We start from the raw sequence: 25,932 nt of genomic DNA, 5'->3' as shown, positions 1-25,932 counted from the left end.
AACTTTACGGCATTTGCAGACAGGTGTCAATGTTCGGGGAAAACGATTCCACAGCTCTTGTTTGACCGTTAATTGTGCAATATGATGGAGTTGCATCGTAAAAAGCAGCTATCTGATATATGTAGCAATTAAATCTCAGTAATTGACTTTGTCGATTGAGTTAGCTATACTTCGTGGTTTGTCTAATGCAGACCTGGAGTTTTTGCCTGTCCGGCATTTCCTGTTCTGCCAACCAGTCATGTGCTGCAGTATAAATACCAGGAGAATATAGATGTCCAGTGTCGTAGTTGTCGGGTCACAATGGGGTGACGAAGGCAAGGGGAAAATCGTCGACTTGCTCACGCAATATTCTGATTATATCGTTCGCTTTCAAGGCGGTAACAATGCCGGTCACACCCTAGTTGTAGACGGTAAGCAATTTATCTTTCATATTATTCCATCCGGAATCCTCTATGAAGATAAAATGTGCATGATCGGAAATGGTGTCATCATCGATCCAGGTGTACTTCTCAAAGAAATGGATCAGTTGAAAGAGCAGGGCCTTGGTGTTAATCCGAAGCGGCTCATGATTAGTGAGAATGCGCATCTGATAATGCCGTACCACTCACGCCTCGATCAGGCGAAGGAAGCCGCGCTTTCCGATGGCAAGAAGATCGGTACCACAGGTCGTGGAATTGGCCCATGTTATATGGACAAGGTTGGCAGGGTCGGTATCAAGGCGGGAGATCTTCTGGATGAAAAACTTTTTTCTGAAAAGCTCAAGACCGCACTCGATGAGAAAAATTTTCTGCTGACCAAAAAATATAACGCTGACCCAGTCGAATTCGATCAGGTGTACGGCGAGTTCATGCAGCATATTGAAAAGCTGCGTGATTTCATAGGCAATGTTTCCATAGAGCTTGATGATGCACGCAAAGTTGGGAAAAATATCCTGTTTGAAGGCGCTCAGGGCACCCAGCTCGATATTGATCATGGTACGTATCCTTTCGTGACATCCTCCAATACTATCGCTGGCAATGCTTGTAATGGTACTGGTTTTGGCCCAGCACATATTGACGCGGTTGTGGGTATCATGAAAGCCTACACCACCCGTGTCGGAGCCGGCCCATTCCCGACTGAGCTTTTTGATGATGCAGGTGAGCAGTTGCAGCAAAAGGGACATGAGTTTGGTGCGACTACCGGTCGCCGCCGAAGATGTGGATGGCTTGACGGGATTGTGGCTAAAGATGCAGTTCGTCTGAACGGCATTACCGGCTTTGCAATTACCAAGTTAGATGTTCTGAGCGGACACAAGAATATCAAGATGGCGAATGCCTATGAACTCAACGGTAAGACCGTTCATGCAATGCCTTCCAATATTAATGCGGCGGCAGCGGTGAAGCCTGTCTATGAAGACTTGCCGGGCTGGAGTGAGGAAATTGCAGGAGTTCGCAATTTTGATGATCTGCCAACAGCGGCCAAAGACTACATTAAGCGTATCGAGGACTTTACTGAAGTTAAAGCTCAGATCGTATCAGTTGGCCCGGACAGGAATGAAACCCTGCTCCTGGAAAACCCGTTTGAAAAAAAAGTAAGCTAAATTCTGTAAGTACGTAATCTGTTTTAGTTAGCAGGTCGTCCGACCAGAAGCGCAGGATTACACGTACACAACGAGGAACATAAATATGGCAAGAATTACCGTTGAAGATTGTCTTGATGTTGTAGGCGATGACAACAGGTTCAATCTGATCCATCTGGCTGTGAAGCGCGTAAAGCAACACAGGCAGGGGGAACCTTTTGTGGTTGATGGCAAAAACAAGGAGATCGTTATGACTCTGCGTGAGATTGCCTCTGGCAAAGTAACTATGGAGAATATTGAAGATCTGCCTGAGCAGCTGGATGCCGATGATGTTGACGCGGCCGAATTTTCCGAATCTGCAAAAACTGCCGCGTAAGTAATAGGTTATTCAGAAACAATGAGAGAAGATTATTACGATATTTTAACTGTTTCCCGTTCAGCATCAGGCTCCGAGATTAAGAAAGCGTACCGCAAGCTGGCGATGAAGTATCATCCGGACAGAAATCCGGATGATAAGGAGGCAGAAGCAAAATTCAAGGAGTGCACAGAGGCCTATGAGGTTCTCAGTGACGAAAAGAAACGGCAGATTTATGACACTTATGGTCATGATGGTCTGAAAAATAGTGGCTATAGCGGACCAGGCAACTTCGAAGATGTTTTCTCGAGCTTTGGGGATATCTTTGGTGATCTGTTTGGCTTTGGTGGTAGTCGTTCGCGCACTCGCAGGGATGGACCCAGTCCCGGTAATGATCTTCGTTATGACGTGAATATAAGCTTCATGGAGGCAATTCACGGAGCTTCAAAAGAGGTTGAGCTAAGTCGTCGTGATACCTGCTGGACATGTGAAGGTACTGGTAGTCGTCCTGGCCATCCCAAGAAAACATGCCCGATGTGTGAAGGTCGTGGTCAGGTAATCCGCTCCCAGGGATTTTTTCAGGTGAGTTCTACCTGCCCGCAGTGCCATGGTGAGGGGGAGATTATTACAGACCCTTGTGCCGATTGCGATGGTTCCGGCCTTGTTCATAAAAGCAAACTTGTCGCAATTAAGATTCCTGCCGGTGTTGACAACGGTGCTCGCATGCGTTTGCGCGGTGAGGGCGAAGGTGGGCGCCGAGGTGGTCCGGCGGGTGATCTCTATGTGATTGTCCATGTTGAAGAACATGAGTTCTTTATGCGTGAGGGTGACACTATTTTTGCCAGAATGCCGGTTTCCATGGTGGATGCCGCACTCGGTGCGAAAGTCGAAGTGCCTACTGTACATGGTAAAAAGACAATAGAAATCCCTGCAGGCAGCCAATCCGGAGAGCGATTTACCCTCAAAAATGAAGGTGTACCGAGACTACGGGGCAGTGGCAAGGGCAACATGATTATCGAATTGCAGGTTATGACCCCTACCAATCTCTGCGATGAACAGATCAAGGTGTTGAAAGAGTTTGAAACTCTGTGCCAGGAACATGGGCAGGAGGAGGAGCGTGAAGGCTTCTTTGCCAGGCTTTTTAACGAAGTAGTGGGTAAAAATCACAAGGGATAAGTATCAATGGCAGCAGAAGGGAATAAAGATTTTACGCACTTCGACAGTGATGGCAATGCTATAATGGTTGATGTGAGCAAAAAGAATGAAACTACCCGCGTCGCTCACGCAGCTGGAAAAATAACCATGAGCAAAGAGGCATTCACCAAAGTCAAAAGCGGAAAAATGGCTAAGGGTGATGTTTTGGGCATTGCCAGGGTTGCCGGAATAATGGCTGCAAAAAAAACAGATGCGCTTATTCCTTTATGTCACCCGCTACTTATTAGTAAGGTCAACGTTGACTTTTCTTTTCAAGACGAAGATAATCTGGTAGAAATTTTTGCCACAGTTGGAATAACTGGTAAAACCGGAGTTGAGATGGAGGCGTTGACCGCTGTATCAGTCGCGGCTCTGACAATTTACGATATGTGCAAGGCTGTTGATAAATCAATGGTGATAAGTGATATCCGATTGTTGACAAAAACAGGTGGAAAAAGCGGCACATATACTCGCGAAGAAATATCAGACTGAAATTTCACTTGCACGTTGTTTCAGTTCTACAGGAGGCTTGATGGAAAAAGCATTAGTCGAGCAGTTCAGGCAGAGTCTTACTGATAAGAGGCAAGAGATCCTGGATGAGGTTGGCAAGACCTTGAACGAGATGACGGATCAGACCACTAATATTCCTGACCCGAATGATCGCGCCACGGTTGAATCAGGTCGTAGCTTCGAATTACGTATTCGTGATCGCGAACGCAAGTTGCTTTCGAAAATCGATGAAGCGTTGCTTCGTATTGAAGAAGGCACCTTTGGTATTTGTGAAGATTGCGGAGAGGAAATTGGTTTGAAGCGGCTTGAAGCCAGACCTGTAACCACGCTCTGTATTGATTGTAAAACTCTACAGGAAACACGAGAGAAATCTAAAGGGCAATAACCTGAGATGCCGGAGCTGCGAAAAGATCCTGTTCTCGGCCGATGGATTATAATTTCTCAAGAAAGGCGAAAACGGCCGACTGACTTCCTGATTGAAAAACCTCAGACAAGCGGTGGATTCTGTCCGCTATGTCCAGGGAATGAAAACACCACTCCGTCTGAAGTTCTGGCTTACAGATCCGGCGAGAATCAACAGAAAAACGGGCCGGATTGGTTGGTTCGTGTTGTTCCGAACAAATATCCGGCGCTTGTCATAGAAGGCGGGTTGGATAAGGCCGGTGAAGGGCTATATGATCGGATGAACGGCATAGGTGCTCATGAAGTAGTAATAGAGAGCCCTAACCACGACGATTGTTTCGCCACTCTTCCTGCCGAGCGTATGTTGTATGTGTTACTGGCTTTCAAGGAGCGTATCAACGATCTCGGGAGGGACCCAAGGTTCAAATATGTCATGATATTTAAAAATCATGGCAAGGCAGCTGGTGCTTCCCTTGAGCACTCTCACTCGCAACTTGTTGCTCTGCCGATTCTTCCACGCATGATAGTTTCTGAACTATCGGGTGCGCTCTCTTATTTCAAATACAAAGAGCGCTGTATTTTCTGTGATATCATCAGACAGGAAATTCAACAGGATATTCGCATTGTTTGCCAGAATGAACACTTCATTACGCTGACTCCATTCGCGCCGAGAACTCCATTTGAAATGTGGATTCTGCCCAAAGAGCACACTTCAGATTTCTGCATTGAAGAAAGAAGCAAACTCTTCTCGCTTGCGCAGATTTTTTCAGATTCCTTACTCAGGCTTGATAGATGCATTCCTGACGTACCCTATAATTTTGTACTTCATTCAGAGCCATTGCAGACCAAAGGGCTTGACCATTATCACTATCACTTTGAAATAGTCCCTAAGCTAACCTCAATCGCTGGTTTTGAATGGGGGTCTGGGTTTTATATTAACCCCATGTCCCCCGAAGAGGCAGCCGATTATTTACGTCAAGCATAGTAAATTATCATAACGGAGGTTTGAGTGAAAAAGATACTGCTAGTAGATGATGAAGAAAGTATACAACTGCTGTATCATGAGGAATTCGAAGAAGAAGGTTACCGGGTTATTTCGGCAATGAATGGCGAGGAGGCGTTGGAAAAATTCAATAACGACCCCCCTGATCTGGTAATTCTCGATATTCAGATGCCAGGAATGAATGGAATTGAAGTGCTTAGGCAGATGAAAATGATAAATGAGGATATTCCTGTAATTTTGAGTTCAGCCTATCATGAGTATAAGCAGGATCTGAGCAGTTGGGCATCGGATGAATATGTGGTTAAATCTGCTGATCTTGACGAACTGAAAAAGGCTGTACGAAAATTCATAGGATAATTAGAGCGGTCCGATCTGCACTATTTAACTCTGGCCGTTGAAATTCATTACGGTGTTTTGCTGTTAAAGTAATACCCCGGTATTGACTGAGTACATGAACGAAATACCATGAAAGATATTCAAAGCCAGGTTGATCATCGACGGATAAATATAAAAAAGGTCGGTGTTAAGACAGTTTCCTACCCTGTTACAGTTCTCGATAAGGCCAAAAGCCATCAGCAAACAATAGCGACAGTAAACATGTACGTGAACCTGCCGCATTGTTTCAAAGGTACGCACATGAGCAGGTTTGTCGAGATACTCAATCAATACCACGGGGCTATTGATCTTCGTAACTTTCATCAGATTTTGGAAGAGATGAAACATCGCCTGGAAGCCCAGGCATCACATATGGAGATTGAGTTCCCGTTTTTTTTGACAAACGGTAAATCAAAAGAATCACTCAATACCAGGAAGTATCAGTGTATGATGTGCGGTTCCTTTGATCAGGAGCAGGAACTTGAATTTCGAATTACAGTCCCCATAGCTTTGCCGATGAGCAAGGAGTACGTTCAAAATTCATTGCCAAGGTCGACCGGGAATTGGGGGAACGCCGAGATTGCTGTTCGATTCAATACTTTTATGTGGATCGAGGATCTTATCAACGAGATTGAGAGTTGTATAGCTCGAGAAATCGAGGCAGTTGCCGAGGCGAGCCAAAATATTTTATCAGTAGAAGCGGTTACCCGTGGAATTGGTACTTGCCTGAACACGCTCAAAGGGATAAAAAGTTATGCTGTACGAGTAGAAAACCTTTCTGATGACTACTCAACCTTTGCCATGCTTGAGTCCTGATAGCATTTTGCAAGGCGCAAGGTACGGCTCAATCATTTCTTACTAAACACAGACAATATATAAGCTATGCGTGATCTACTTTACGAGATTGGAACAGAGGAACTGCCCGCATCTTTTGTGCAACCTGCATTAAAACAGATGCAGGAGAAGTTTGAAAAGAAAGCTGAAGAGTTGAAAATTCAGCATGGGACAATCATCGTAAAAGGTACGCCACGACGCCTTGCTTTGATTGTAGAAGGCATAGCGGACAAGCAGGAAGATATTCGAGAAGAGTTGCTGGGACCATCAGTGAAGGCCGGTAAGGATTCTGAAGGTAAATTCACTAAGGCTGCCGAAGGATTTGCCCGATCCAGGGGTGGTAGTGTTGATGATCTGAAAGAAGTGGATACTGCCAAAGGGCCCTATCTGATGCTGGTCCGCGAGGTTGTAGGCAGGGAGACTCGAGAGCTTTTACCTGAAATGCTCAAGGATATCCTGATTGAACTGTCGTTCGCCAAATCCATGCGTTGGGGAGCAAACAGGCATGCCTTTGCTCGTCCTATCCAGTGGCTGATAGCGGTTTTAGGTGATGACATCCTCGATTTTGAACATGAAGGAATTACCACCTCAAACGTTACCCGTGGACACCGTTTCCTGGCCAATAGCGAATTCACTGTACAAAACAGTGGTGTGTATGAAGAGATTCTCGACAGCAATCATGTTGTCGCAGATATTGCCAGGCGTCGCGAAATGGTTGTAGAAGAGATCAATAAGGCTGTTGCCGAGTCCGGTCTTCTGCAGGATGCCAAGGTGGCAGTAGATGAAGATCTTGTTGATCTGGTTAACAACCTCGTCGAGAAGCCTTTTGGCGTTTGTGGAAATTTTGATGAAAAGTTTCTCAAACTCCCGGAAGAAGTCCTGATAACCTCAATGCGTGAGCACCAGAAGTACTTTCCTGTGGTTAACAGTGAAGGGAAATTGCTGCCTGGTTTCGTGGCAGTAAATAACACAAAAGTTAAAGATCAGGATGTAACCAGAAAAGGTCATCAGCGTGTATTACGGGCAAGGCTTGAAGATGCACTTTTTTTCTTTAATGGTGACTGTGCAGGCAGCATGGAGGAAAAGAGAAAGCGTCTGGATGGCATTATTTTCCAGGCAAAGCTGGGCACAATGCTCGAAAAGAGTGAGCGACTGGTTAAACTATCCAGAATTCTTGCAGAAAAAATTTCTCCCGAAAAAGCCGATCTGGCAAGCAGGGCCGCACATCTGTGTAAAGCTGATCTCATTTCTGACATGGTTGGCGAGTTCCCTTCCTTACAGGGTGTGATGGGATATGCTTACGCCAGGAATGAAAACGAAGCGGAAGAGGTGGCAGTAGCTATCAAAGAACACTACATGCCTAAACGCTCCGGTGCTGAATTGCCAGCAAGCGAAGTTGGAGCGATCGTCGCCCTGGCTGACAGGTTTGATACTTTGGCTGGATGCTTTGGTATCGGTCAGAAAGTAACCGGTACCGCGGACCCATTTGGATTGAGGAGACTCTCCCTTGCGGTGCTCGCAATTTTAATTGATGGCCGATGGGATATATCGATCAAGGAAATTGTCACTAAGGCGTTAGCGCTTTATGGCGATAAAGTCGATGGCAGCAGTGTAACTGTTGAAACAGTACTTTCCTTTATCAGAGGAAGATTCGCCAATGACTGTGTAGCCAAGGGGATTGATGCAGGGGTGGTAGAGGCCGTAACCTCTGTTTCCTTTGACAATGTTACTGACGCCCTTACCAGAATCGAGGCTCTTAGAACTATTCGTGATGAAGAAGCATTTACTGTGCTCGCAGCATCGTACAAGCGAATCAGAAATATTATCAAGCAGAATGAGAACATCGAATTGGATGAGGCTCTTTTTACCGAGAGCGCAGAAAAGGTACTCTATGCCTCATACCAGGAAGTAAAAGTTGAGATGGCAGATCTGCTTGGGAAAGGTGACTATGTTGCAGGTCTCCAGGCTATGCTGAAACTCAAGCAACCGATTGACAGCTTTTTCGATGAGGTCATGGTTATGGCAGAAGATGAAGCGGTACGTACCAATCGGCTTAACCTGCTTACCGCTATTGGCGAACTTATTCTGCAGGTTGGAGATATTTCCAAGATCCAGGAATAAGATGATCTGAAGTGGGGCTGTAGCCATGTTGCCGCAGCCCATATGAGATTATTGCTGAGAAACACAAAAAGGCTGGCAATCCGATTTCGGATTGCCAGCCTTTTTTGATTTTATGCAATATAGCCGGTTATCTTATTACTTTTTGTGGCAGGTAGAGCACTTCTTGAGATCTTTTTTGGCCTCATCTTTTTCGGCAACTTCCTTGTGACAGGCAAGGCAGTTTGCGTGGAAAGCGCCTTTGAGAGTGTCAAGTTTATCTTTGCCCTTAGTCTTCCCTGCGAGAACGTCAGAATTATGGCATTCAGCACATTTCTGGATAGCCTGCCCCTCCTCGTAGGCAACCTGCGCACCATCATCACCCATTCCGTGATGGCATTCAGCACAGGCAAGGCCAGCATCCTGATGAGCCTTGTGTGGGAAATAAGCTGGCTTTGGCTTTTTCGCGTCAGGGTTCTCGATAGTAATTTCGGCCGGCCCCTTGTCGGCAGCATTTAATGTGGCAATACCGCAGAAGATGAGTGCCGAAGTAGCTATAGCTACGAGTACCTTTTTAACCATGGTCTTTTCCTCTTTATTCAGGTTAATGGTGCAGGTTTGAGGTTAATACAAAGCTGATTTTTCCTACTTATACAGCGATTGCTTAAATTTGTCAAACAGCATAAATACCTAAAATTATTAGTCAGAATAGTACCACAATGTGCAGTAGTCTTAGTTTGAGCCATAACTATGTAAGCCTGACAATAAGAAGTTTACACCATAATAGGTAAAGAGAACAGAGATGAAACCAAGCAGCGATAACCAGGCAATTCTTTTGCCGCTCCAGCCACGGGTATAGCGGACGTGAAGGGTAACAGCATAAACAAACCAGGTTATTAATGACCAGGTCTCTTTAGGATCCCAACTCCAGTAGGTACCCCAGGCGGAATTAGCCCAGATTGCACCGGTAATGATCCCTGCAGTCAGCCAGATAAAACCAAATATCATGCTTTTATAGGTGATGTCGTCTATCACCTTGAGCGTCGGAATAGAGTCAAGTACTGATCCGGGACGAATATTGTCGCCGACTGTACTTTTGACCAGGTACATCAGGCTTAGCCCTGCGGCAACGGCAAAAGCGGCATAACCGATAAAGCAGGTAACAACATGCGCAATAAGCCAGTTTGACTGCAAAGCCGGGAGTAGTGGCGTGATAGCTTTGTTAACTGAGGAAAAAGAGGCGTACGCCATTGCGAGAAAAGCAAATGGTATTGCAAAGGCTCCAATTACCCTGGTTTTAATTTTCCATTCAAGAAAAAGGTAGAAGGCGACGATTGCCCAGGCAAAAAAGACTACAGATTCATACATGTTGGTCAATGGGGCTCGCCCAATTCCCAATTCGTACGATTCATACCACCTCAAGCCTATACCGATGGTTTGGATGATAAGGGCGGCAAGGGTGAAAAATGTCGCAGCTTTACCAACCTGACGCTCGGCTTTAAAGACCAGAATACCGACGTAAAGAAGACTTGAAAACAGGTAGGTGAAGGTTGTGATACCAATTAATTGTGAACTGTCCATTCGTAAGGCTCCGTATATTTTCCTTTGCCAGTGCATGACTGGCTAACAGGTCAGAACTCAGGCTCGGCCTGGTATTGTCTCTAAGTGACTGGCTATTATGCGAGTTTATCTGTGAGCTTATCAGTGAGCGTTGTGAAAGTTTTTTCAAAACCTTCTTTGTTCTTGTTCGCTGAGCCGGCAACCAATACTTCGCGTCCCTGTCCGGTAACAATCCAGACTCGTTTATGTGACGTGAAGAATGAAAAGTACAACCCTGCCAGCATCATGAAAAATCCGAGATACACCAGCCAGACACCCGGGTCTTTGGCGACTTGAAGCCCGGTGGCGTACATCTGCTTTGCCTGGAGGCTATAAGGTGCACCAGATACTGAAGCGACTTCCTGAATGCCATTATCTTCAACCCAGAATTCGACAGGTTCGGAGTTGCCTTCTTTGAACCAGATTTTGATGCGTGTTACGTGGTCTCGAAAGGCTTCGGCATTGACAACACCAAATACTATGTCATTATCTTTCCATTCAACCTGTTCCTGGAACGGTGCAATGAAGGTATGCACAGTGCCGTCCGCGGGATCAGTGAGCTTGAATACGAAATCCTTATAACCTTCGTAACTTGCCTGGTAGAAGGTGATGCCATTATGTTTAAGCGGCGTATTTACGGCGATCTCAGTGGAAAAAGGGGCTTTGCCGTCTTCCAGCACTGTGAGGCCGGAAACATATTTTTTCGCCATCCCATTGTCATAGAAGTCGATAGTGAAGAAATCGCATCGCAGTTCAAAGCCGAGATCAATGGGTGATCTGTGGCCGGCAGCGTAAACTTTGTCTGTAACTCTCGTCTCAGGAAGAAATACGCTGGCTTTAAAGCCGAAGAAGTGACCGATCATAGCGCCGATGAAGATGACAAGCATTGAAGTGTGAACAAGATAAACACCCATTCTTGACCAGTTCCCTTTTTGTCCGGCTATAACCGTGCCATCATCGGAAGTTTTGGTGGTGAGTTTCCACCCTTCATTTTTCAGGACAGTTTTCACTTCATCAGGTGAAAGCTTTTCTCTTGCGGGGATACGATGGCTCAAGGCCATTTTTTCAATCTTGGCAATGGCGATGCCAGACTGATCTGTTGTCATCTGTTTCCAGGCAGTAGGGAATCTATCGATAGAACAGATTATAATATTGGCGCTCAATAACCCCAGGAGACCAAGAAACCACCATGAACCATACATATCATGAAGATCAAGAACCTTGATGACCTGGGCGGCAGTGTCACCATATTGCTGCGCATACACACCAAATTTCTGGTTCTGTGGTATTACAGTTCCAATGATGGCTGTAATAGATATGGCACTGAGGGTGAAAAGGGCGAGTTTTACCGAAGCAAAAAAGCTCCAGACTGAATTTTTGTCTTTCATGCACTATCCGTTAATGAGAATAATTGTTAATAATGCTTTTTTAGCTACCATGCAAAACTTAGAAATGCAATGGAAAAAATGTATACATTTCAAGGCACATCTCTTACATAGCTATCGGTTCGTCGGAGAAAGTCATGTAAGGTTAAATGGCGCATTATAGACGTAACTTCAGGATAGTCAATAACCTGAATATTATTAGTCTGCTGAAGGAAATAGACCCGCAAATCCTCAATATGATCAAGGTAACGAACAAGCCGATAGATAGACAACAATTTCGAACAATTAGTAAATTATCTAATGTTAAACAGTTTGATTTGGTTGGTACCCAAAAGTCGCGTGTATTTCCATAATGACGCATACATGGTTCAGGCTATGTCTATGTGTCTAGAGCCTAAGGTAGGTCAATGTATTGTTTGGACTAGGTTTGATAAATGACTGTTTCCCTGCCAAACAATATGAGATCGAGTATATCATGGAATATGAAAACAAGCCAAATCATCATGCTGAATTATTGACAAAAAAAACATGGGCTTATTATCGGTCAGGTCATGTGGTAAGTAAAAGAAAGGTAGCAAGGGACGGGTTTGGTCACTAAGGCGGAAGTTGTGCCAGTGCCAATTGTGATTACATTCTGGGTCTGCAATATACTATAGACAGTTCTCGTCAGGAGCTCCGACCATCTGACCGCCACTGGCAAAGATGCCAGCTGAATGTTACTATTTGATAAACTGGATGCAAGGTGACCGAATATCTCAGGCCCTATGGCTCATGCGAAAATTTGATAAAGCGAAAGTAATTTGCTGGAAAGAATCGTTAATCGGGTGTTGTTAAAAATTCGTAAGCCAAATTCTGAATTCGAAAAAATATATTGTTAGCAGAAAAGACACGTATAACTAAGGAAATGAGCGTCTCATGTAAGCGTAGCAGAGGCAGGGGACGATGATAAATCGTAGTTTTGGAACAAAACATCTTGCTATCGCTTACGAAAGATTGTAATAAAGGACGTTCTTGATTTCATTTGTCGCACACATTTTCTAATTCTTCTCCACCTTTCGTATTTGGGGGACTGAGGAGAAAAAAGGTATATAAGGAGAATTGCAATGGCCAAAGTATGTGAAGTTTGTGGAAAAGGACCAGTAACCGGTAACAATGTATCACACGCCCATAACAAGACCAGAAGGCGTTGGTTGCCTAATCTTAAGCAGGTCCGTATGGTAACTGCTAACGGTGGTGTTAAGCGCGCTCGTGTTTGTACCCGTTGTATTCGTTCAGGGTCTGTTGTAAAACCAGCCTGATTCGAAACCATACATAATAATTAAGGCGAGTGGAGCTTATCCTACTCGCCTTTTTCCGTTTGAGGTGATGATATGGGTGAAGATAAAATTACCTTCCTCAGCTATGAACAGGCAGTCAACATTGTAGGTGCCATTCAGGAGGAAGAGGATATCGAGCAGACAAATCGCCGTATCCTGACAGTTTACTCAACTGACGATAGAGAACTCTGTTGGTTTGACTTCGAAGAAACGGTAAATGCCGTTGGAGAAGTAGCCAAAGGGGAGCAGAAAGAAGCTGTACAGAATTATATCCTGAATCATATACCAGACTGGGTGCTGGAAGACTGATTTACAGGGAATACATTATCTAAAGGCCATATGAAATAATTATTTCATATGGCCTTTTTTGTTGTGTGTCTGATTCTGCTGTGCGGAAAGCATCAAGTAATCCGGGCCTAGTCACTGCCAAGCCAGGTGCTGAGTAATTCAGTAGAGAGTGAGCAGAAGTCAGCCGGCGTGAACGGGTGGCGTTTACGAGCCTCAACCCCTCTATATATAACGGATACCGGGCGATCTGAGGAGACGACTATTACAATGCTATTATTTCTAATAGCAGTAAACCTGAGCGCAGAGTTGTAGCGGGCGCCGCGGGCTCTATCCTCTCCAGGGATGCTCAAGCCGTCGAGAAGGCAGGCGAAGGCATAGAGATACTGATCAGCACGTATATGCAGGGCTCCATCAGTGCGGGAAAGGCCTGCAGCGAGGGCAAGGCTCTCTGGCTGTTGAAGATCAATTGGTGGCGTGAGAAGTTGCCCTGATATTCCTGTGTAGTCATCTTCCAAATCGACCACAAGCGTACAGCCAAAACCGTTGGTTTCGGCATTGTGGACCAGAGCCGAGACAACCTGGAACAGGCTGTTTCTGACACTGGTGTCAAGATCGTAGTCGAGCAGGATTTCTTCGACTTCGAAAAGCTTAGCTCGATGAGTGGTGGAGTTGAAGCTGCCATCTTCAAAGCTGCAAACAAGGTCGTCATTGAGCCGCAGATAACCAAGTTTTCCCTGAAAATCGGCAACAAGACAGAATTCAGGTAGATGCTGATCACAAACCCCAAGAATTCTGGTGCCATTAGAGACTAACTTGTTGTTACTGTGCTCAACAGAGAGCAGCAATTTGCGAATATGCTTATGATGGTTTAATTGTGGTTGCTGCTCCGAGCTGAATTCGGCAATCATGTTCAACTGGTGCAGGAGTCGTGGTTCCACGAAGATAAGTTCTCCATGTGGCACAGCTCCTTCTTCCGGCGTTTTTGAGATGCCGAGTACAGATTCTAGTGCCTGATAGATCCGCACGTGGGTATCTATCCCAAGTCTCAGATTTACCTGATCGACAATGTAATCTCTCACCGCGTGAGTGGTGTATTCTCTGAGAAAACTGCCTGAAATTCCAGTGTATAGGCGGCTCTCGTTCGCCATATCATGAGAGAAGCGCAGAACGGTGTGCTCGAGCCATCTCTCTGTCGGGCCGATGGAGCACATGTTTGGATGGTGTTCGGTGAACCAGACCTGATAGTATACAGCACCCGAGCAGCCTCCATAACTGATGAGGCCGTCAAGTTGCAGGTTTTCAACTGGTGCTATGCGGTTGTAGAGTTTGCGGTCGTAGCGTTGGCAATCTTCGTCCCTCCAACTCTGATTATCTATATATAAATCTTTGAGTTTGGGCTCATACCCTCGAAGTAAATTCTGTGGATCGCAGATAAGCAGGGGATCCCCAGGATTAAGACAGAAAATGACAGCACTGCGACTGTTTCCGGAAAAGCGGGAAAGCCCCTCTCGCAGGCCAGCCAGGGTGTCTAAAATGCAGCGTCCTATAAATGATTGACTATGGTGCTTTGTTTTCATTAAATCACGTGAGAATGCAGGACATTTTATCAAAAATCTATTTTAGCTTGTTGAATTAATAGCATCTTACCATACGGTACCGAAATTGCAGATGAAAATAGGAAGTGATAGGGAAAATTATAGAATTGTCTGATCACCGGCAATCGTCTTGCCAAATTTTGTGGAGGGAGGGTGAAAAGGTAGAAGGGATGAAACATGAAATTCGATTTGCGTTACGTATCTTTTAGCGTAGTAACATCAGTCACATAATCTACTATGATTACCCTCAGTCTTCAGCTTGAAGAGGTGAGGGGTGGTTGATTCAGCTCATAGCCCTCCTGAAATCGAATCATTATAATAAGTTGCTGGGAAAACATTCTTAGGTTCAGGCTGTTTTCTTCCCTAACTGCTCACCCTCACGCTTCGATTCGTGCGGTTGAGCTTTGGGTGTAATCAGGTATGTCTATATTATAACATTTTGAAATATGGACTTTAGTTGAAAAAACCAGACGCAACCACAAGATGGTTGCGTCTGGTTTGCAGGTGAGACGGCTGAAACTATCGCTAAAATATAACGATTATATTTTAGCGATAGACAACAGGATGGTGGTGATATCGTGCTTTGTGAGGTCTGTCATAGCATGTAGTGGTTACCACTCGTTTTTTATGGCCATGTTTGTTTTTTACTTTCACCACCTTGGTGCAATTCTTATATTTCGGAGGTGCATAATGGGGACGATGATGCTTTGCTTTGTGTTTATATCTTGGTGGTGGATAATAGACATGTTTTACAGGAGGCCTACGGTGCGCATATTGTGTTTTCCCATGATCAAGGCTACTGCCTATTACCAGGCCTGTTATGCTGCCAACAACTGTGCCGGCGATAGTTGATTCTGTATCCCGACCTATAGCCTGGCCAAGTACTGCACCACTGCCAGCGCCGATGAGCATACCGTTTAATGCTTTTTCACCTGCCTGGGCTGAATTGAGACCAAGGCCGCTTATTACGATTGCCAATATTGCTATTCGAGTCCTTTTCATGATGTGCCTCCTGGTTGTAATTGAACTGATTGCACTAAGGTTAATGATAGTGTCTTGATTCTTAATGAAATTTGTAAAGCTTGCTGCATCCCTTCTGGGTATGGGTTATTTATATTTTCATTTTGTTCAGAGAGATAGCTGACATCTGGTCAAACGGGGTTACTTTTACCTCGGTTCAGGGGTACATGCAGGGGCATGTCGGGTCCGATGCTAGCTGTTATGTGACGTAAATACAGTAGTATAAGTTGATCTTTGTGTCTTTGGAGGAGTTGGTCGAATGTCGGGTAAAACCATTGCTGGAGAAAAGGTCAGGATATTGATCAGTGCTTGTCTGACCGGTGAAAAGGTTCGCTATGATGGTTCTGATGTGGAGGTGGATCAGGCTCTACTGGAAAAAATATCAGATCAAAGTGTAATGATTCCCTGTTGTCCTGAAATGGCAGGTGGATTGCCCGTGCCGAGATCGCCAGCGGAAATCAGAACGGACGGTGAGGAGACAGGAGGTAAAGCAGTACTTGCAGGAATCGCCCGGGTTAAGACAGCTCAAGATGTTGATGTTACTGAGGAGTTTAGCAAGGGAGCTGAACTGGCCCTGCAAGTATGTCAGGAAAACGGGGTGCAGGTGGCTATTTTAACTGAAAGGAGTCCATCATGTGGGGTTACCATGATCTACGATGGTACATTCAGTGGTGCAAAAATATCTGGAGTGGGTGTAACGACAGCCTTACTGAAGGAAAACGGTGTTCAGGTCTTCAGTCAGAATCAACTTGAGGACGTTTTGAAACATCTGACAGAACTTTGAGATCAGAATAGGAGCACCAGGCCGGCAATCCATGCCATCTGTTTTTCCTTATCCTGCTGATCTTCAGCGAAAAGGTTGTTTGACCAGCCTGCTTCTTTCATAAGTTCGCCTACATTTACACCATACCCGGACATGGACGGCCGTGCCTGGTCGGGGAAACGGCATGTAGCTTCCCCGGAGAGTACCGCACAACTGTCATAATCATCGCAGAAGCTTCTTTTGCAGGAACCACCGGCAAAGCCCTGAGCATTGTCAAAGCCCTTTCGTTTCGCTTCAAGTTCCACTGCAGCAGTTAATGAGTGCAGGAGTCGCATGGATTCCGGTCGATCGTTTCCGTGTAGTGAGTCTCCATCCAACTCTATACGCAAAACTATAGCATGGCGACTTTGGGCAAGCAGTTTCTTGAAACCTGCGGGCCCGGAGACATGGGGTGGGCAACTCATGGATTGGCCAAAATACGGACACTTGGGTTCTCTGCAGTATGCGGCTAATCGAGATTCGACCAGAACAGACTGAGGAGAGATTCGTGCGGCACGGGTGACACCAATGCTTTCTGCGTAAGCAATTAATTCGGAGATTGCACCAGCTTCCTTCGGGGTATGGCTACTCATGAGATATTAGTGAAAATGTAAGTGATTAAGGTCTGACCTTCATGTAGATAATCCCTGGAACTTCCAGGCTGGTTTCGCGCGTACAACATTGTAAATGTGCCTAAGATTACAGCTTTTTGAATTGAAATGCACCACCATTGAAAGAGCCAGGGCAAATGATTGCGTCGCCGACGAAAAATGTGACATAAGAACCGCAAAAACGGGTTCTTATGCGACAAAGCTATTGGAAATTACAGAGAGTTAATTGTGCAACACTTCTCTGGCCTGGGTGATGAAATGCTTTGAATAGCACTGCATGGTTTCTGATTTCAAAGTCCAGCTATGCCAGAACAGATTTACATCGACGTAATTTTCGGGGCTGAGATTGACAATTTTACCAGAAGATTCCAAAGGCTTGCTTTGCTGTTCCGGCAACACTCCCCAACACAATCCATCTGTAACGAAGAGCGCATAAATCTCAGTGGAGGGAACAAAGAACACCGGTGGTCGTGTCAGTCCTGAATGATCGGCGATTGATTTTGGTAACTCACCAAAAATTTCAGTAAGAATTTTTCTACTCAATTCATCTTTCCGGTTAAAACGTACTAGTGGAGCATTCTGGAAGACATCAAGGTTTATGCCTGAAGAGAACCATTTCTCTTTAAAAATCGGCGCTGCATAAATCCCATAACGAACTGCACCGAGAAATTCGGCGGTGCAACCTTGTTGAGGTGTCGGGCGGGTGCTGATACAACCCCAAACCTTGCCATCTTTTAAAAGTTCATGGGTCATATCCTGATCGTCAACCTGCAGATCAAGCACAATATTGTACTGATGAAGCAGTCTCTGGACTGAAGAAAAGAACCATGTTTCCAGGGTGTCTGCGTTCACCCCTATGGAAAGGGAGTGGAATGTGTTCTCATCACCGGAATTTTGCTGATCAAGATCACGTTCCAGCTGTTTTACTTTTTTATAGTGAATTAAGAGCTGAAGACCTGAGTCGGTGGGCTGTGGCGGGGTTGTCCGTTTCAGCAGTATCGTCCCATAAAGGTCTTCGAGTTGTCGAACCCGTTGAGAAACAGCCGATTGCGTTAAACAAAGCTTTCGGGCAGCTTTTTCAAACCCGCCTTCCAAAATGACCATGGCAAATGCTTCTAGTAGCTTGTAATCGAGCATGAGTATTAGGGATGCTAATGGATGATAAAATTATTTAATTTTCCTTCTTTGTATTAGTAGCGTACTCTGTGAATCATTTCAAATAAAGGAGTAGGTCATGAATGTGTTTTTACAGGGTATGGCAACTGGTGCAGGTCTAATCATCGCCATCGGGGCCCAGAATGCTTTTGTGTTGACCCAGGGAGTACGTAAGCAGCATAACTGGGCTGTGGCAACTATTTGCAGCTTTTGCGATGCATTTTTCATCTTTTTAGGTGCAGCGGGAGTAGGGACTCTAGTAGTGCAAAATCCGGTTATACGAAATGTTGCCGGATGGGGTGGAGCACTATTCCTTGTATATTATGGTTATTGTTCGCTGCGCTCAGCGATTGCAGGCAACAGACTTGAGAAGGCAAATGATATCTACAGTTCCAGGTGGGCCGTGATATTGGCAACATTTTCAGTTACTTTGTTAAACCCTCATATGTACTTGGATACAGTTGTTCTTCTTGGAGGGATAAGTGGGCAGTTTGGTGCTGAGGGGCGGTACATCTTTGCTGCGGGGGCGTGCCTGGCCTCCTTTATCTGGTTTTACACCTTAAGCCTTGGAGGTGTTTTGCTCTCGCCAATCTTAAATGGAAAAACAGCCTGGAGAATATTGGATGGTTTGATCTGCATTACCATGTGGACTATAGCATTTCATCTCGTGCCGATACGTTCCCTCACAGCAGGATAGTAACAGGCCGTGAGGGTATGGTTGACGTTATCTTCCGACAGGCTTTTCGTGCATGGTGCCGTCTGCCATTCTATAGCGAATGGAGCCGCGAACTGAGCCTGCCGCTGGAGGCTCAATCTTCATCACGACTTCTATTTGGCCAGGCGATACTCCCTTGAAGAGCCATTTGACAACACCATTATTCTGAGAAATCTTTATGGCCTTTGGGGAGGTTGACAGGACCCGTGTGCCTGGCGGCAGGTGCTGTTGCAGTATCAGATTTTGGGGGGCCGGGGAACTGACTGAGAGTTGAAGGCGGATCGTATTCCCTGAGGAACTAAGATATTTTCCGATTACCGGCTCCTTGGCCATCGCCTCAATAGAAGAAAGCAACAACAGGGTGAATAATGTAATGATTATTCGATAAATACAGGAATGGTTTGTTTTAATTGTACGCATTTATTATTGAATGCCTCCGCTTGCTATCGGTTGCCTGTTGAACTTCTACGGGAGTATTTGGTAGGTTTGAGTATCTGGGTTCCAGGTATATCCGGAGCCAAGCCAGATCTCTTCAATAAGATCGAGGTCGATACCGTGTACTTCCACTTCGCCGTACTGGTCATATACGGTCAGGATCTCTGAATCGCTTATTACCCGATCGCGGTTGCTGTCGGCCCAGTGGTAATCACTTACGATGATCGTGTCGCTACCCAGGATGGAATAAGAAGCTCCGGATTGTTTGTTGATGGCTATGCCTCCTGAAAACTCATCAGCTTCGATGGTTGTATCTTTCATTATGGTGGTATATGTGAAGATGTGTTTGCCGTGACCTTTCTGGAGCCACTTGAGAGTGTTCACCTTTTTACCGGAACTAGACAGTGCCGGTGCGGCCTGAATAGCTTCAAAGCCGTCGGGTAGCTGCTCCTTTACTATAAAGGCAAGAGGCTCGTCTGATTGGACGTTTACCTCAATGCTGACAGGGAATACCTGACCCGGGGTGCAATGAGCGGGTAAGTTTCTCTTGGCCGTTACAGCAACTGAGGGTGAATCCTCCATGTTGAAGTAAACCCAGCCTACCAGACAAATAAGCGCAGCAATGGTCGAGGAGAGCAGAAGTATCGGCCAGCGAACGTACACACCCTGTTTGACAGTCTCTGTCCTTCGCTCTTTTTCATGCTGGAAATTCACACTGTCTTGTTGTGATTCCGCTTCATCGTCATTCGGTTCCGGTACGGGCGGTGTTTCCAGTATCTCTTCAAGAGCTACTTCAAGAGCTTCGGCGAGCTTAAGGGCGTTCTCTCTCTTTATCGTGGGGTATCGTCTATTTTCCCATCTGGAAATGGTATCGGTGGTGACTTGCACGGCGGTTGCTACATACAACTGGGTGAGAGATTTCTGCTCACGGAGTTGTCTCGCTTTGCTGCCATCAATTTTTACCATCGCCATGACACCCTGATGCTGTGTTTCGGTCATAGTTTAATTCTGGGTTAGAGTCGAGTTGAGTATTTCCTACAGGAATATACCAACTCGACTTATCGGTTGGAAGCCAAGAGTTTTCAAATAGATATAATATCCATGAAATTAGGCATATATACTTGGAGATATACCTTCATGTCGGGTCATGTCGGGCCTGATGCCTGCAGAAACCAGCCTATGTCGGCTGACTAAATATGTCATGGCGATTACGCTTCATTCATATCGAAAACAGTAGAGGATGTATAAATAACGCTACAAAAGAGTAAAGTGAACGCTATATAGAGGAGGCGGAGATGAAAGGAGCAGCCGTGATATCAGCTTTGATGGCAGTTTTTGTTCTGGGTGCAGAGAACAGTGTGGGCGCAACCGCTAAGTGCGTAGTCGTTGAAAAAAAAGGCACAGTGCTGGTGATGGATTGTGGTGCGCGTTCTCAAGGCTTTCCCGAGAAGGGAAGGGTGAAGATTAAGACAGATCGTGATAAGGAGTAAGCTGCAACCGAAAAGGGTAATATGTTGTTAGAGTTGACAACATATTACCTAGGGCCAATCAAATCGAACCGTGTTATCCATCGGATCAGCCTTACTCACTCTCAACTGAATAGTGGTTCCAGGTGTTGGTCTGTAACCAGAAGGTGAAGCAAGATCAACATCCATCAGGATATCTGTAAGAACAAGGGTGACCCTTTTGGGACCGGAGTCGATAACAAGAGCATTGACGAGTTGTCCTTTTCGTTCCTGCAAATACCTGATCAACCAATAACGATGTCTCTGTTGTTTTACGTTGTTGGCTGCTGACAAGGCCCTGGTGATAATTGAGGAGAAGTCTCTGCACATATCCTCGGTAAAGCATGGTTCGAGCCTTCTGGTGATGGTATTGAGCTGATGTTGCATTACCAGATCGAGAAGACGGCGTATTGGTGAGGTCACCGTTGTATAATGGGAGACACCGAGCCCGCTGTGAGGGTTGGCGTTGGTGGAAAGCTCACCTCGAGGAAGCTGCTTGCGCTGCCGGATATTTAAAAACAAATCATCGTCTTCACCATGTACAATACGCTGTCTCAAAGGTGGTTGACTGCGGAACAAACCGGGTACCATACGATCAGAAATGTAACGCGCCGCCTCGCTATTGGCGAGTATCATCATTTCCGAGACAAGTGTTCTTGCAGGAGTATCGGTTCTGCCAAGGCTGACATGAACTCTGCTTGCCGTGTCTATGAAGATGTTTACATCAGGGAAAGGCAGTAGTAATGCCCCCTGGGAGAGTCTTCTTTCACGTAGTTTCCGTTTGAGAACATTAAGTATTTTAAGCTCTTCGTCGGATTGTATAATCCTGTCAACTTCTTCGTAGGTGAGGCGCCTGGCAACTTTAATGATTGAGGGGTGAATGCGAACTCTTTTGACTTCTGCCTCAGCGGTCATCAGAATCATGAAACTGAAAGTGGCCCTGATCTCTCCCTGTATGAGGCTGCATATACCCTGAGAGAGGTGGCGGGGCAACATTGGGATTTGCCCTTCAGGAAAGTAGATGGAGGTACCGCGTTTCATCGCTTCCTGAAAAAGAGGGTCACCGGGGCGAACATAGTGTGAAACATCTGATATATGAATTCCAACCAGGTAGTCATCACCTTTCTTTTCAACACTGAGGGCATCATCGAAATCGAGAGTCGTAGCCCCATCGATGGTCATTGGTTTCAGGTGGGTATAGTCAACCCGTCCCGTGTCGTTGAAAAGATCCTCGAGTCGGCTTTGCAGTATACCTTCAGCTTGTTGGCGGGCGGGCAGGCTGAAGCTTACCGGCAAATTTGATCTGAGCAATGGTATGTTTTCATTTTTGTTCCACACACCGGCTTTAACGAGAATATGGTAAGCGTCGTGTGGCCGGGTAAGTTCTGCTTCTTTTAAGATCTGTCTGGCAATGTCGGCATTATCGGCGTCGTTTCCAAACAGGTAGTAATCCCTGAGGAGTTTCAGGCATTCCTCCTGCCAGCGGGTGGTTTCCTGGGGCGATTTACCATGACGCATCATTTCGCGTATAGTGTATGCACCCTTGGCAATCAGTTCTGCTTTCTGGGCTTCACGCTCGCGCTGCAGGCGGATCTGCTCGACCTGGTCTTCGCTGTGCGCCCGGAGTTTTCCTTCCTTATATTTGAAGTACAATTTATCAAGGAAAACGCAGCGAAGAAAGGCAGCGGTTATGTCGTCATTAAGTTCCTGACCGAAGGAGAGTTCTGCGAGAAAATCCGGATCAAAAGTATCAGAGGGCTCTTCTATCGTGAGCTCCCAGATATCCTTGAGGGAAATTTGGTCGACAAGCTCCTGCCGTTTATCGGTAATCTCTTTAAGAGTTTTCACCAGGGTGTCACGGCTGGTTTCAGGAGATAGGACCATTTTGGAGCAATGAACGATGCGCGAAGCCGGCAGGTTAACTTCCCTGCCATTTTGATTGATCAGGCGGACCCGCTTAGGCTGGGCCTCCGTGATCAAGGCACAGATAAATCGTCCATTATCCAGATACTCTATGATTTTTCCAGAATCGATCATTGGGTGAGAAGCTTTTTACTATCAGTTATATGCGAAACGCGACACATGCAGAAGCGTTGTAGGTGAAGTAAAACTAGCGCAAATAGTGTTCACATGTTACTTCGATGCGTATTATCTTCTATCATTTATATGAATGCTTAAATGTTCAGGCACGAATGTTCACTATAGTGTGAATCACGATTTGAAGCACACTATTTTCACTATTACACTTCAATTAACTCTTATTATCTATGGATATGTTTGGAAAACCGGTTAAATCCGGAATGGTTGCTATCGTCGGCCCACCTAACGCGGGTAAATCCACGCTTATGAACAATCTGCTGGGGCAGAAGATTTCCATTGTAACGCCGAAGCCACAAACCACCCGTAACAGAATTCTTGGTGTGGTCAACGAGGATGATTATCAGGTTGTACTTCTTGATACTCCAGGCTTGCATAAGTCACGGGTGCCGCTTAATCAGGAGATGGTGAAGATTGCCATGGATTCCCTGAGCGATGTCGATGTTGTTCTCTTTCTTATTGATATATCCCTGCCAATGCCGGAAAAGCTGAGAAAGGAGAAGGAGAAAGAATTCGCAGAGGTTATGAAGCAGGTCAAGTGCCCCGCTATCATGGTGCTGAACAAAGTTGATCTGCTGGAAAAGGAACGATTGCTGCCTATGCTTGAAACCTATTCCTCACTTTTCCCTTTTAAGGCGGTTATCCCTCTTTCTGCTCTGCGAGGAGACGGTACAGATATCCTTTTGAATGAGATTCTCGATTTGCTGCCCATGGGGCCGCGTTATTTCCCTGAAGATATACCAACTAATGCCACTGAACGATTTTTGGTCGCGGAGATTATTCGTGAGAAGGTTTTTCTGCAGACTGGCCAGGAGATCCCATATTCAACCGCGGTGACCATTGAGTCGTTTAAGGAGGATTCGGAGAAGAAACTGGTAACTATTCATGCTACCATTGTTCTTGAACGGAATTCCCAGAAAGGCATTGTGATAGGCAAGGGTGGTAAAAAGCTCAAATCAATAGGCACCGCTGCAAGAATTGACATAGAAAAGTTAATCGGTGAAAAGGTTCTGCTCAAGCTTTGGGTGAAAATTAAGAAGAAATGGTCCGAGGACGAAAGATTTCTTAAAGAGCTGGGATTTTAAATATTCTGGAAAATCTTGATAATTTGGGTTGAAGAGCCCGAAAAGCACGTGTTACGATGCTCTGTCTTCTGCGTTTCGTAAATCATTTCTCCGGATTTATTTCGGTAAATATATCAGGTTCTTGCATCCAGGATAGAGCGGTATAATGCACTTGTTGAAGAATACATTCATTTCTCCTGTCTTCTTATCTTCTTTTCTCATATTGCTGTGGGTATTTTCCATGCTGTTCGCCGCTCAAGGTGTCCGTGCCGAGGAAGATACCTATGACATCATGTATATCTGGGATTCAGATCTGGAAAGGGTTCTCGATTACAAGGAGCAACTTCAGGAGTTGCTCGATGAAGACATCTCCCGGGGTCTGAAGGTTGTTACCAAAGACAAAGAGTATGGGGTGATCTACGATGCCAACGATTCCCCTAGAAATGTCATTTTAAGCATTGCCAGGCAGGGTGAGTTGCTCCGTAAGGCAGGTTTGGATGAGGCCTGGGCTATCAAGGAAAAGGGCTATGACCGGCTTTACAATGTCAGTTATGGTCTCGGTCCGCATCTGGACTCTCTGAAAAAACTCTATACCAGGGTGTATGTGATCCTTGGGGAACAGGTCGGTAAAGATCTCTTCATTGAGAAGACCAATTCAAACAATTACATTCTTATCTACAGACGGCAGGGTGATAGACGGTCCACCATGAATGTGGCGAAGAGTCACGCCAGAATGCTGAAAAGTCGTCATATAAAGACCTCAATTACCCCGGAAAATAACAATCCGATAGTCTATGGTGAGTCAAGCCTTCTTGATGATACCAGCAATTCTTCACCAGGAGAGGCGGCCGAGAAAGGAGATGATACGCAGGTAGCGAACGCAGGTGAGGGTGCGACTGAAAAAGAGGTACCTGAATCGCCAATCAAGCCGGAGGAGGTCGAGGCGGCCGTAAACCGGATTGTCAGTGAACTTTCTAATAAAATTATTGCAAGCCGAGATCAGAAGTCCGGGGAGAGCCAACCGTCTGAGACGATCGTTCTGGAATCTCCTGAAAAAGAAGTACAGCCTCAGCCTCCTGCAAAGGTTAACAAACCTGAAAAAATCGTAGCCATCACTCAAACGAAGACTAAAAAAGTGTACGCAGTTTCGAGCGGAACACTGGTTGAGTCGAATATTAATCAATATATCAAAGAATTGCGGAGAAAGGGACAAATTCGAGGTGACGAGCGTACCGGCTGGATGGTTTATGATCTCGAAAATGATCGCAGTCTGGTCAATATCAATGGCGATCAGCAATTTCAGGCTGCCAGTATGATTAAACCGTTTGTTGCCCTGGCCTTCTTTCATCAGGTAAAGAACGGCAAAATACAATATGGACCAAAGAGTAGGCGGATGCTTGAGGCGATGATTCAGCGTAGCAGTAACACTGCTACAAACTGGGCAATTCGCCAGGTGGGAGGGCCTGCGGCAACAGAGCGTTTGCTGAGAAATCACTACGGATCGATATTTCGCAATATTGTTATCACTGAATATATTCCAGCCAGTGGCAGAACCTATAAAAACTCGGCACCGCCGTCAGATTACATACGTTTCCTAAGAGCGTTATGGAATGTGGAATTGCCATACAGTAAAGAAATCCGAAGAATTATGGCCCTGCCCAAACGTGACCGCCTCTATTATGGCACTTCGATTCCACGAGGAACACTGGTCTATAATAAGACAGGTTCAACAGCCCACCTTTGTGGGGATATGGGGATTATCGTCGCCAAAACCCGCCAGGGAAAGCGCTATCCATACGCAATTATCGGGGTTATCGAGGGAAGTTCCAGGCCCGCAAATTATGGAAACTGGATGCTCACCCGGGGCAACGTTATCAGGAAGGTCTCGACGATCGTTTACCAGGACATGAAGGAGAAGCATAACTTCATGTAGTCATAGGTTCATTGTATAGAACATTAAAAAAGCTGAAATCGTTCACTCAGAACGGTTTCAGCTTTTTTTTGTGCCTGGGTGGAT

26 protein-coding genes are annotated in these 25,932 nt (G+C 45.6%); 16 read left to right on the top strand and 10 right to left on the bottom strand.

The genetic code is table 11. The annotated features are described in order from the left end of the window. Window positions 1–271 precede the first annotated feature (271 nt). The 9 genes from ACN5NT_RS06465 (at window position 272) to glyS (ending at window position 8,352) form a co-directional block, all read left to right on the top strand. Window positions 272–1,579: an adenylosuccinate synthase gene (locus tag ACN5NT_RS06465; RefSeq protein ID WP_136796620.1), complete on the top strand. Its 1,308-nt coding sequence runs from the start codon at window positions 272–274 to the stop codon at window positions 1,577–1,579. 85 nt (window positions 1,580–1,664) lie between these two features. Continuing rightward, window positions 1,665–1,934, top strand: a complete 270-nt coding sequence (gene rpoZ, locus ACN5NT_RS06460; RefSeq protein ID WP_419174882.1) for a DNA-directed RNA polymerase subunit omega — start codon at window positions 1,665–1,667, stop codon at window positions 1,932–1,934. A 21-nt stretch (window positions 1,935–1,955) separates the two neighbouring features. Next, window positions 1,956–3,089: a molecular chaperone DnaJ gene (dnaJ, locus tag ACN5NT_RS06455; protein ID WP_136796622.1), complete on the top strand. Its 1,134-nt coding sequence runs from the start codon at window positions 1,956–1,958 to the stop codon at window positions 3,087–3,089. A gap of 6 nt (window positions 3,090–3,095) precedes the next feature. Further along, complete coding sequence (gene moaC / locus ACN5NT_RS06450) at window positions 3,096–3,599, top strand: cyclic pyranopterin monophosphate synthase MoaC (protein WP_136796623.1); 504 nt, start codon at window positions 3,096–3,098, stop codon at window positions 3,597–3,599. Between the two features lie 40 nt (window positions 3,600–3,639). Next, on the top strand, window positions 3,640–4,002 hold the full coding sequence (gene dksA / locus ACN5NT_RS06445; protein ID WP_136796624.1) for an RNA polymerase-binding protein DksA: 363 nt from the start codon (window positions 3,640–3,642) through the stop codon (window positions 4,000–4,002). Window positions 4,003–4,008: 6 nt separating this feature from the next. Next, on the top strand, window positions 4,009–5,004 hold the full coding sequence (gene galT / locus ACN5NT_RS06440; RefSeq protein ID WP_136796625.1) for a galactose-1-phosphate uridylyltransferase: 996 nt from the start codon (window positions 4,009–4,011) through the stop codon (window positions 5,002–5,004). 24 nt (window positions 5,005–5,028) lie between these two features. Next, complete coding sequence (locus ACN5NT_RS06435) at window positions 5,029–5,379, top strand: response regulator (protein WP_136796626.1); 351 nt, start codon at window positions 5,029–5,031, stop codon at window positions 5,377–5,379. 108 nt (window positions 5,380–5,487) lie between these two features. After that, window positions 5,488–6,213, top strand: a complete 726-nt coding sequence (locus ACN5NT_RS06430) for a GTP cyclohydrolase I FolE2 (protein WP_136796627.1) — start codon at window positions 5,488–5,490, stop codon at window positions 6,211–6,213. A 66-nt stretch (window positions 6,214–6,279) separates the two neighbouring features. Continuing rightward, window positions 6,280–8,352, top strand: coding sequence for a glycine--tRNA ligase subunit beta (gene glyS, locus ACN5NT_RS06425; protein WP_419174881.1), 2,073 nt, complete (start codon window positions 6,280–6,282; stop codon window positions 8,350–8,352). Between the two features lie 135 nt (window positions 8,353–8,487). Here glyS and ACN5NT_RS06420 read toward each other — a convergent pair whose 3' ends face one another. The 3 genes from ACN5NT_RS06420 to resB all read right to left on the bottom strand — a co-directional run bounded on the left by ACN5NT_RS06420 (window position 8,488) and on the right by resB (window position 11,315). Beyond that, window positions 8,488–8,910, bottom strand: a complete 423-nt coding sequence (locus ACN5NT_RS06420) for a cytochrome c3 family protein (RefSeq protein ID WP_419174880.1) — start codon at window positions 8,908–8,910, stop codon at window positions 8,488–8,490. 150 nt (window positions 8,911–9,060) lie between these two features. After that, window positions 9,061–9,909 carry a c-type cytochrome biogenesis protein CcsB gene (gene ccsB / locus ACN5NT_RS06415; protein ID WP_136796630.1) on the bottom strand — a complete coding sequence of 283 codons (849 nt, stop codon included), beginning with the start codon at window positions 9,907–9,909 and terminating at the stop codon, window positions 9,061–9,063. A gap of 95 nt (window positions 9,910–10,004) precedes the next feature. Then, entirely contained in the window at window positions 10,005–11,315 is a 1,311-nt protein-coding gene (gene resB / locus ACN5NT_RS06410) for a cytochrome c biogenesis protein ResB (RefSeq protein WP_419174879.1), read from the bottom strand. A 1,100-nt stretch (window positions 11,316–12,415) separates the two neighbouring features. Here resB and rpmB point away from each other — a divergent pair. Both rpmB and ACN5NT_RS06400 read left to right on the top strand, forming a co-directional pair. After that, the gene (rpmB, locus tag ACN5NT_RS06405) at window positions 12,416–12,610 is read left to right on the top strand and encodes a 50S ribosomal protein L28 (protein WP_136796632.1); all 195 of its coding nucleotides are present in this window, start codon (window positions 12,416–12,418) and stop codon (window positions 12,608–12,610) included. 72 nt (window positions 12,611–12,682) lie between these two features. After that, window positions 12,683–12,937, top strand: coding sequence for a hypothetical protein (locus ACN5NT_RS06400; protein WP_136796633.1), 255 nt, complete (start codon window positions 12,683–12,685; stop codon window positions 12,935–12,937). Between the two features lie 107 nt (window positions 12,938–13,044). Here ACN5NT_RS06400 and ACN5NT_RS06395 read toward each other — a convergent pair whose 3' ends face one another. Together ACN5NT_RS06395 and ACN5NT_RS06390 are read right to left on the bottom strand one after the other, a co-directional pair. Further along, a complete protein-coding gene (locus ACN5NT_RS06395) occupies window positions 13,045–14,493 on the bottom strand; it encodes a DNA integrity scanning protein DisA nucleotide-binding domain protein (RefSeq protein WP_419174878.1) in 1,449 nt (482 codons plus the stop codon). A gap of 564 nt (window positions 14,494–15,057) precedes the next feature. Beyond that, on the bottom strand, window positions 15,058–15,513 hold the full coding sequence (locus tag ACN5NT_RS06390; protein WP_136796635.1) for a glycine zipper family protein: 456 nt from the start codon (window positions 15,511–15,513) through the stop codon (window positions 15,058–15,060). A 277-nt stretch (window positions 15,514–15,790) separates the two neighbouring features. On the opposite strand from ACN5NT_RS06390, the gene ACN5NT_RS06385 reads away from it, so the two are divergent. Then, window positions 15,791–16,315 (top strand): DUF523 domain-containing protein, encoded by a 525-nt coding sequence (locus tag ACN5NT_RS06385; RefSeq protein ID WP_419174877.1) that lies wholly within the window; start codon window positions 15,791–15,793, stop codon window positions 16,313–16,315. 2 nt (window positions 16,316–16,317) lie between these two features. Here ACN5NT_RS06385 and ACN5NT_RS06380 read toward each other — a convergent pair whose 3' ends face one another. Both ACN5NT_RS06380 and ACN5NT_RS06375 read right to left on the bottom strand, forming a co-directional pair. Beyond that, window positions 16,318–16,926: a DUF2284 domain-containing protein gene (locus ACN5NT_RS06380; RefSeq protein WP_419174876.1), complete on the bottom strand. Its 609-nt coding sequence runs from the start codon at window positions 16,924–16,926 to the stop codon at window positions 16,318–16,320. 240 nt (window positions 16,927–17,166) lie between these two features. After that, window positions 17,167–18,081, bottom strand: a complete 915-nt coding sequence (locus ACN5NT_RS06375; protein WP_419174875.1) for a LysR family transcriptional regulator ArgP — start codon at window positions 18,079–18,081, stop codon at window positions 17,167–17,169. A gap of 97 nt (window positions 18,082–18,178) precedes the next feature. Between ACN5NT_RS06375 and ACN5NT_RS06370 the strand changes: the two genes are divergently transcribed. Further along, the gene (locus tag ACN5NT_RS06370; protein WP_419174874.1) at window positions 18,179–18,796 is read left to right on the top strand and encodes a LysE/ArgO family amino acid transporter; all 618 of its coding nucleotides are present in this window, start codon (window positions 18,179–18,181) and stop codon (window positions 18,794–18,796) included. 27 nt (window positions 18,797–18,823) lie between these two features. Here the strand turns inward: ACN5NT_RS06370 and ACN5NT_RS06365 are convergent, their stop codons facing one another. Then, the gene (locus ACN5NT_RS06365) at window positions 18,824–19,234 is read right to left on the bottom strand and encodes a hypothetical protein (protein ID WP_419174873.1); all 411 of its coding nucleotides are present in this window, start codon (window positions 19,232–19,234) and stop codon (window positions 18,824–18,826) included. Between the two features lie 45 nt (window positions 19,235–19,279). Continuing rightward, the gene (locus ACN5NT_RS06360) at window positions 19,280–20,248 is read right to left on the bottom strand and encodes a helix-turn-helix transcriptional regulator (protein ID WP_419174872.1); all 969 of its coding nucleotides are present in this window, start codon (window positions 20,246–20,248) and stop codon (window positions 19,280–19,282) included. A gap of 296 nt (window positions 20,249–20,544) precedes the next feature. Here ACN5NT_RS06360 and ACN5NT_RS06355 point away from each other — a divergent pair, with 296 nt between their 5' ends. Beyond that, window positions 20,545–20,739, top strand: a complete 195-nt coding sequence (locus tag ACN5NT_RS06355; protein WP_136796642.1) for a hypothetical protein — start codon at window positions 20,545–20,547, stop codon at window positions 20,737–20,739. 48 nt (window positions 20,740–20,787) lie between these two features. Here the strand turns inward: ACN5NT_RS06355 and ACN5NT_RS06350 are convergent, their stop codons facing one another. Then, the gene (locus ACN5NT_RS06350) at window positions 20,788–22,791 is read right to left on the bottom strand and encodes an RNB domain-containing ribonuclease (RefSeq protein ID WP_419174871.1); all 2,004 of its coding nucleotides are present in this window, start codon (window positions 22,789–22,791) and stop codon (window positions 20,788–20,790) included. A 236-nt stretch (window positions 22,792–23,027) separates the two neighbouring features. On the opposite strand from ACN5NT_RS06350, the gene era reads away from it, so the two are divergent. Together era and ACN5NT_RS06340 are read left to right on the top strand one after the other, a co-directional pair. Next, window positions 23,028–23,936 carry a GTPase Era gene (gene era, locus ACN5NT_RS06345; protein ID WP_136796756.1) on the top strand — a complete coding sequence of 303 codons (909 nt, stop codon included), beginning with the start codon at window positions 23,028–23,030 and terminating at the stop codon, window positions 23,934–23,936. A gap of 220 nt (window positions 23,937–24,156) precedes the next feature. Next, complete coding sequence (locus ACN5NT_RS06340; protein WP_419174870.1) at window positions 24,157–25,848, top strand: serine hydrolase; 1,692 nt, start codon at window positions 24,157–24,159, stop codon at window positions 25,846–25,848. Window positions 25,849–25,932 lie beyond the last annotated feature (84 nt).

Source organism: Desulfosediminicola sp. (assembly GCF_048381775.1).
GTDB classification, from domain to species: domain Bacteria; phylum Desulfobacterota; class Desulfobulbia; order Desulfobulbales; family Desulfocapsaceae; genus Desulfopila; species Desulfopila ganghwensis.
The sequence above is the reverse complement of the archived record's forward strand: the minus strand, read 5'-3'. Positions and strand labels throughout refer to the sequence as shown.

What these genes read in the sequence shown, in the direction of transcription:
- ACN5NT_RS06465 (WP_136796620.1), top strand. Translation starts at nt 272, where the DNA reads ATGTCCAGTGTCGTAGTTGTCGGGTCACAATGGGGTGACGAAGGCAAG.
- rpoZ (WP_419174882.1), top strand. Translation starts at nt 1,665, where the DNA reads ATGGCAAGAATTACCGTTGAAGATTGTCTTGATGTTGTAGGCGATGAC.
- dnaJ (WP_136796622.1), top strand. Translation starts at nt 1,956, where the DNA reads ATGAGAGAAGATTATTACGATATTTTAACTGTTTCCCGTTCAGCATCA.
- moaC (WP_136796623.1), top strand. Translation starts at nt 3,096, where the DNA reads ATGGCAGCAGAAGGGAATAAAGATTTTACGCACTTCGACAGTGATGGC.
- dksA (WP_136796624.1), top strand. Translation starts at nt 3,640, where the DNA reads ATGGAAAAAGCATTAGTCGAGCAGTTCAGGCAGAGTCTTACTGATAAG.
- galT (WP_136796625.1), top strand. Translation starts at nt 4,009, where the DNA reads ATGCCGGAGCTGCGAAAAGATCCTGTTCTCGGCCGATGGATTATAATT.
- ACN5NT_RS06430 (WP_136796627.1), top strand. Translation starts at nt 5,488, where the DNA reads ATGAAAGATATTCAAAGCCAGGTTGATCATCGACGGATAAATATAAAA.
- glyS (WP_419174881.1), top strand. Translation starts at nt 6,280, where the DNA reads ATGCGTGATCTACTTTACGAGATTGGAACAGAGGAACTGCCCGCATCT.
- ACN5NT_RS06420 (WP_419174880.1), bottom strand. Translation starts at nt 8,910, where the DNA reads ATGGTTAAAAAGGTACTCGTAGCTATAGCTACTTCGGCACTCATCTTC.
- ccsB (WP_136796630.1), bottom strand. Translation starts at nt 9,909, where the DNA reads ATGGACAGTTCACAATTAATTGGTATCACAACCTTCACCTACCTGTTT.
- resB (WP_419174879.1), bottom strand. Translation starts at nt 11,315, where the DNA reads ATGAAAGACAAAAATTCAGTCTGGAGCTTTTTTGCTTCGGTAAAACTC.
- rpmB (WP_136796632.1), top strand. Translation starts at nt 12,416, where the DNA reads ATGGCCAAAGTATGTGAAGTTTGTGGAAAAGGACCAGTAACCGGTAAC.
- ACN5NT_RS06400 (WP_136796633.1), top strand. Translation starts at nt 12,683, where the DNA reads ATGGGTGAAGATAAAATTACCTTCCTCAGCTATGAACAGGCAGTCAAC.
- ACN5NT_RS06395 (WP_419174878.1), bottom strand. Translation starts at nt 14,493, where the DNA reads ATGAAAACAAAGCACCATAGTCAATCATTTATAGGACGCTGCATTTTA.
- ACN5NT_RS06390 (WP_136796635.1), bottom strand. Translation starts at nt 15,513, where the DNA reads ATGAAAAGGACTCGAATAGCAATATTGGCAATCGTAATAAGCGGCCTT.
- ACN5NT_RS06385 (WP_419174877.1), top strand. Translation starts at nt 15,791, where the DNA reads ATGTCGGGTAAAACCATTGCTGGAGAAAAGGTCAGGATATTGATCAGT.
- ACN5NT_RS06380 (WP_419174876.1), bottom strand. Translation starts at nt 16,926, where the DNA reads ATGAGTAGCCATACCCCGAAGGAAGCTGGTGCAATCTCCGAATTAATT.
- ACN5NT_RS06375 (WP_419174875.1), bottom strand. Translation starts at nt 18,081, where the DNA reads ATGCTCGATTACAAGCTACTAGAAGCATTTGCCATGGTCATTTTGGAA.
- ACN5NT_RS06370 (WP_419174874.1), top strand. Translation starts at nt 18,179, where the DNA reads ATGAATGTGTTTTTACAGGGTATGGCAACTGGTGCAGGTCTAATCATC.
- ACN5NT_RS06365 (WP_419174873.1), bottom strand. Translation starts at nt 19,234, where the DNA reads ATGCGTACAATTAAAACAAACCATTCCTGTATTTATCGAATAATCATT.
- ACN5NT_RS06360 (WP_419174872.1), bottom strand. Translation starts at nt 20,248, where the DNA reads ATGACCGAAACACAGCATCAGGGTGTCATGGCGATGGTAAAAATTGAT.
- ACN5NT_RS06355 (WP_136796642.1), top strand. Translation starts at nt 20,545, where the DNA reads ATGAAAGGAGCAGCCGTGATATCAGCTTTGATGGCAGTTTTTGTTCTG.
- ACN5NT_RS06350 (WP_419174871.1), bottom strand. Translation starts at nt 22,791, where the DNA reads ATGATCGATTCTGGAAAAATCATAGAGTATCTGGATAATGGACGATTT.
- era (WP_136796756.1), top strand. Translation starts at nt 23,028, where the DNA reads ATGTTTGGAAAACCGGTTAAATCCGGAATGGTTGCTATCGTCGGCCCA.
- ACN5NT_RS06340 (WP_419174870.1), top strand. Translation starts at nt 24,157, where the DNA reads ATGCTGTTCGCCGCTCAAGGTGTCCGTGCCGAGGAAGATACCTATGAC.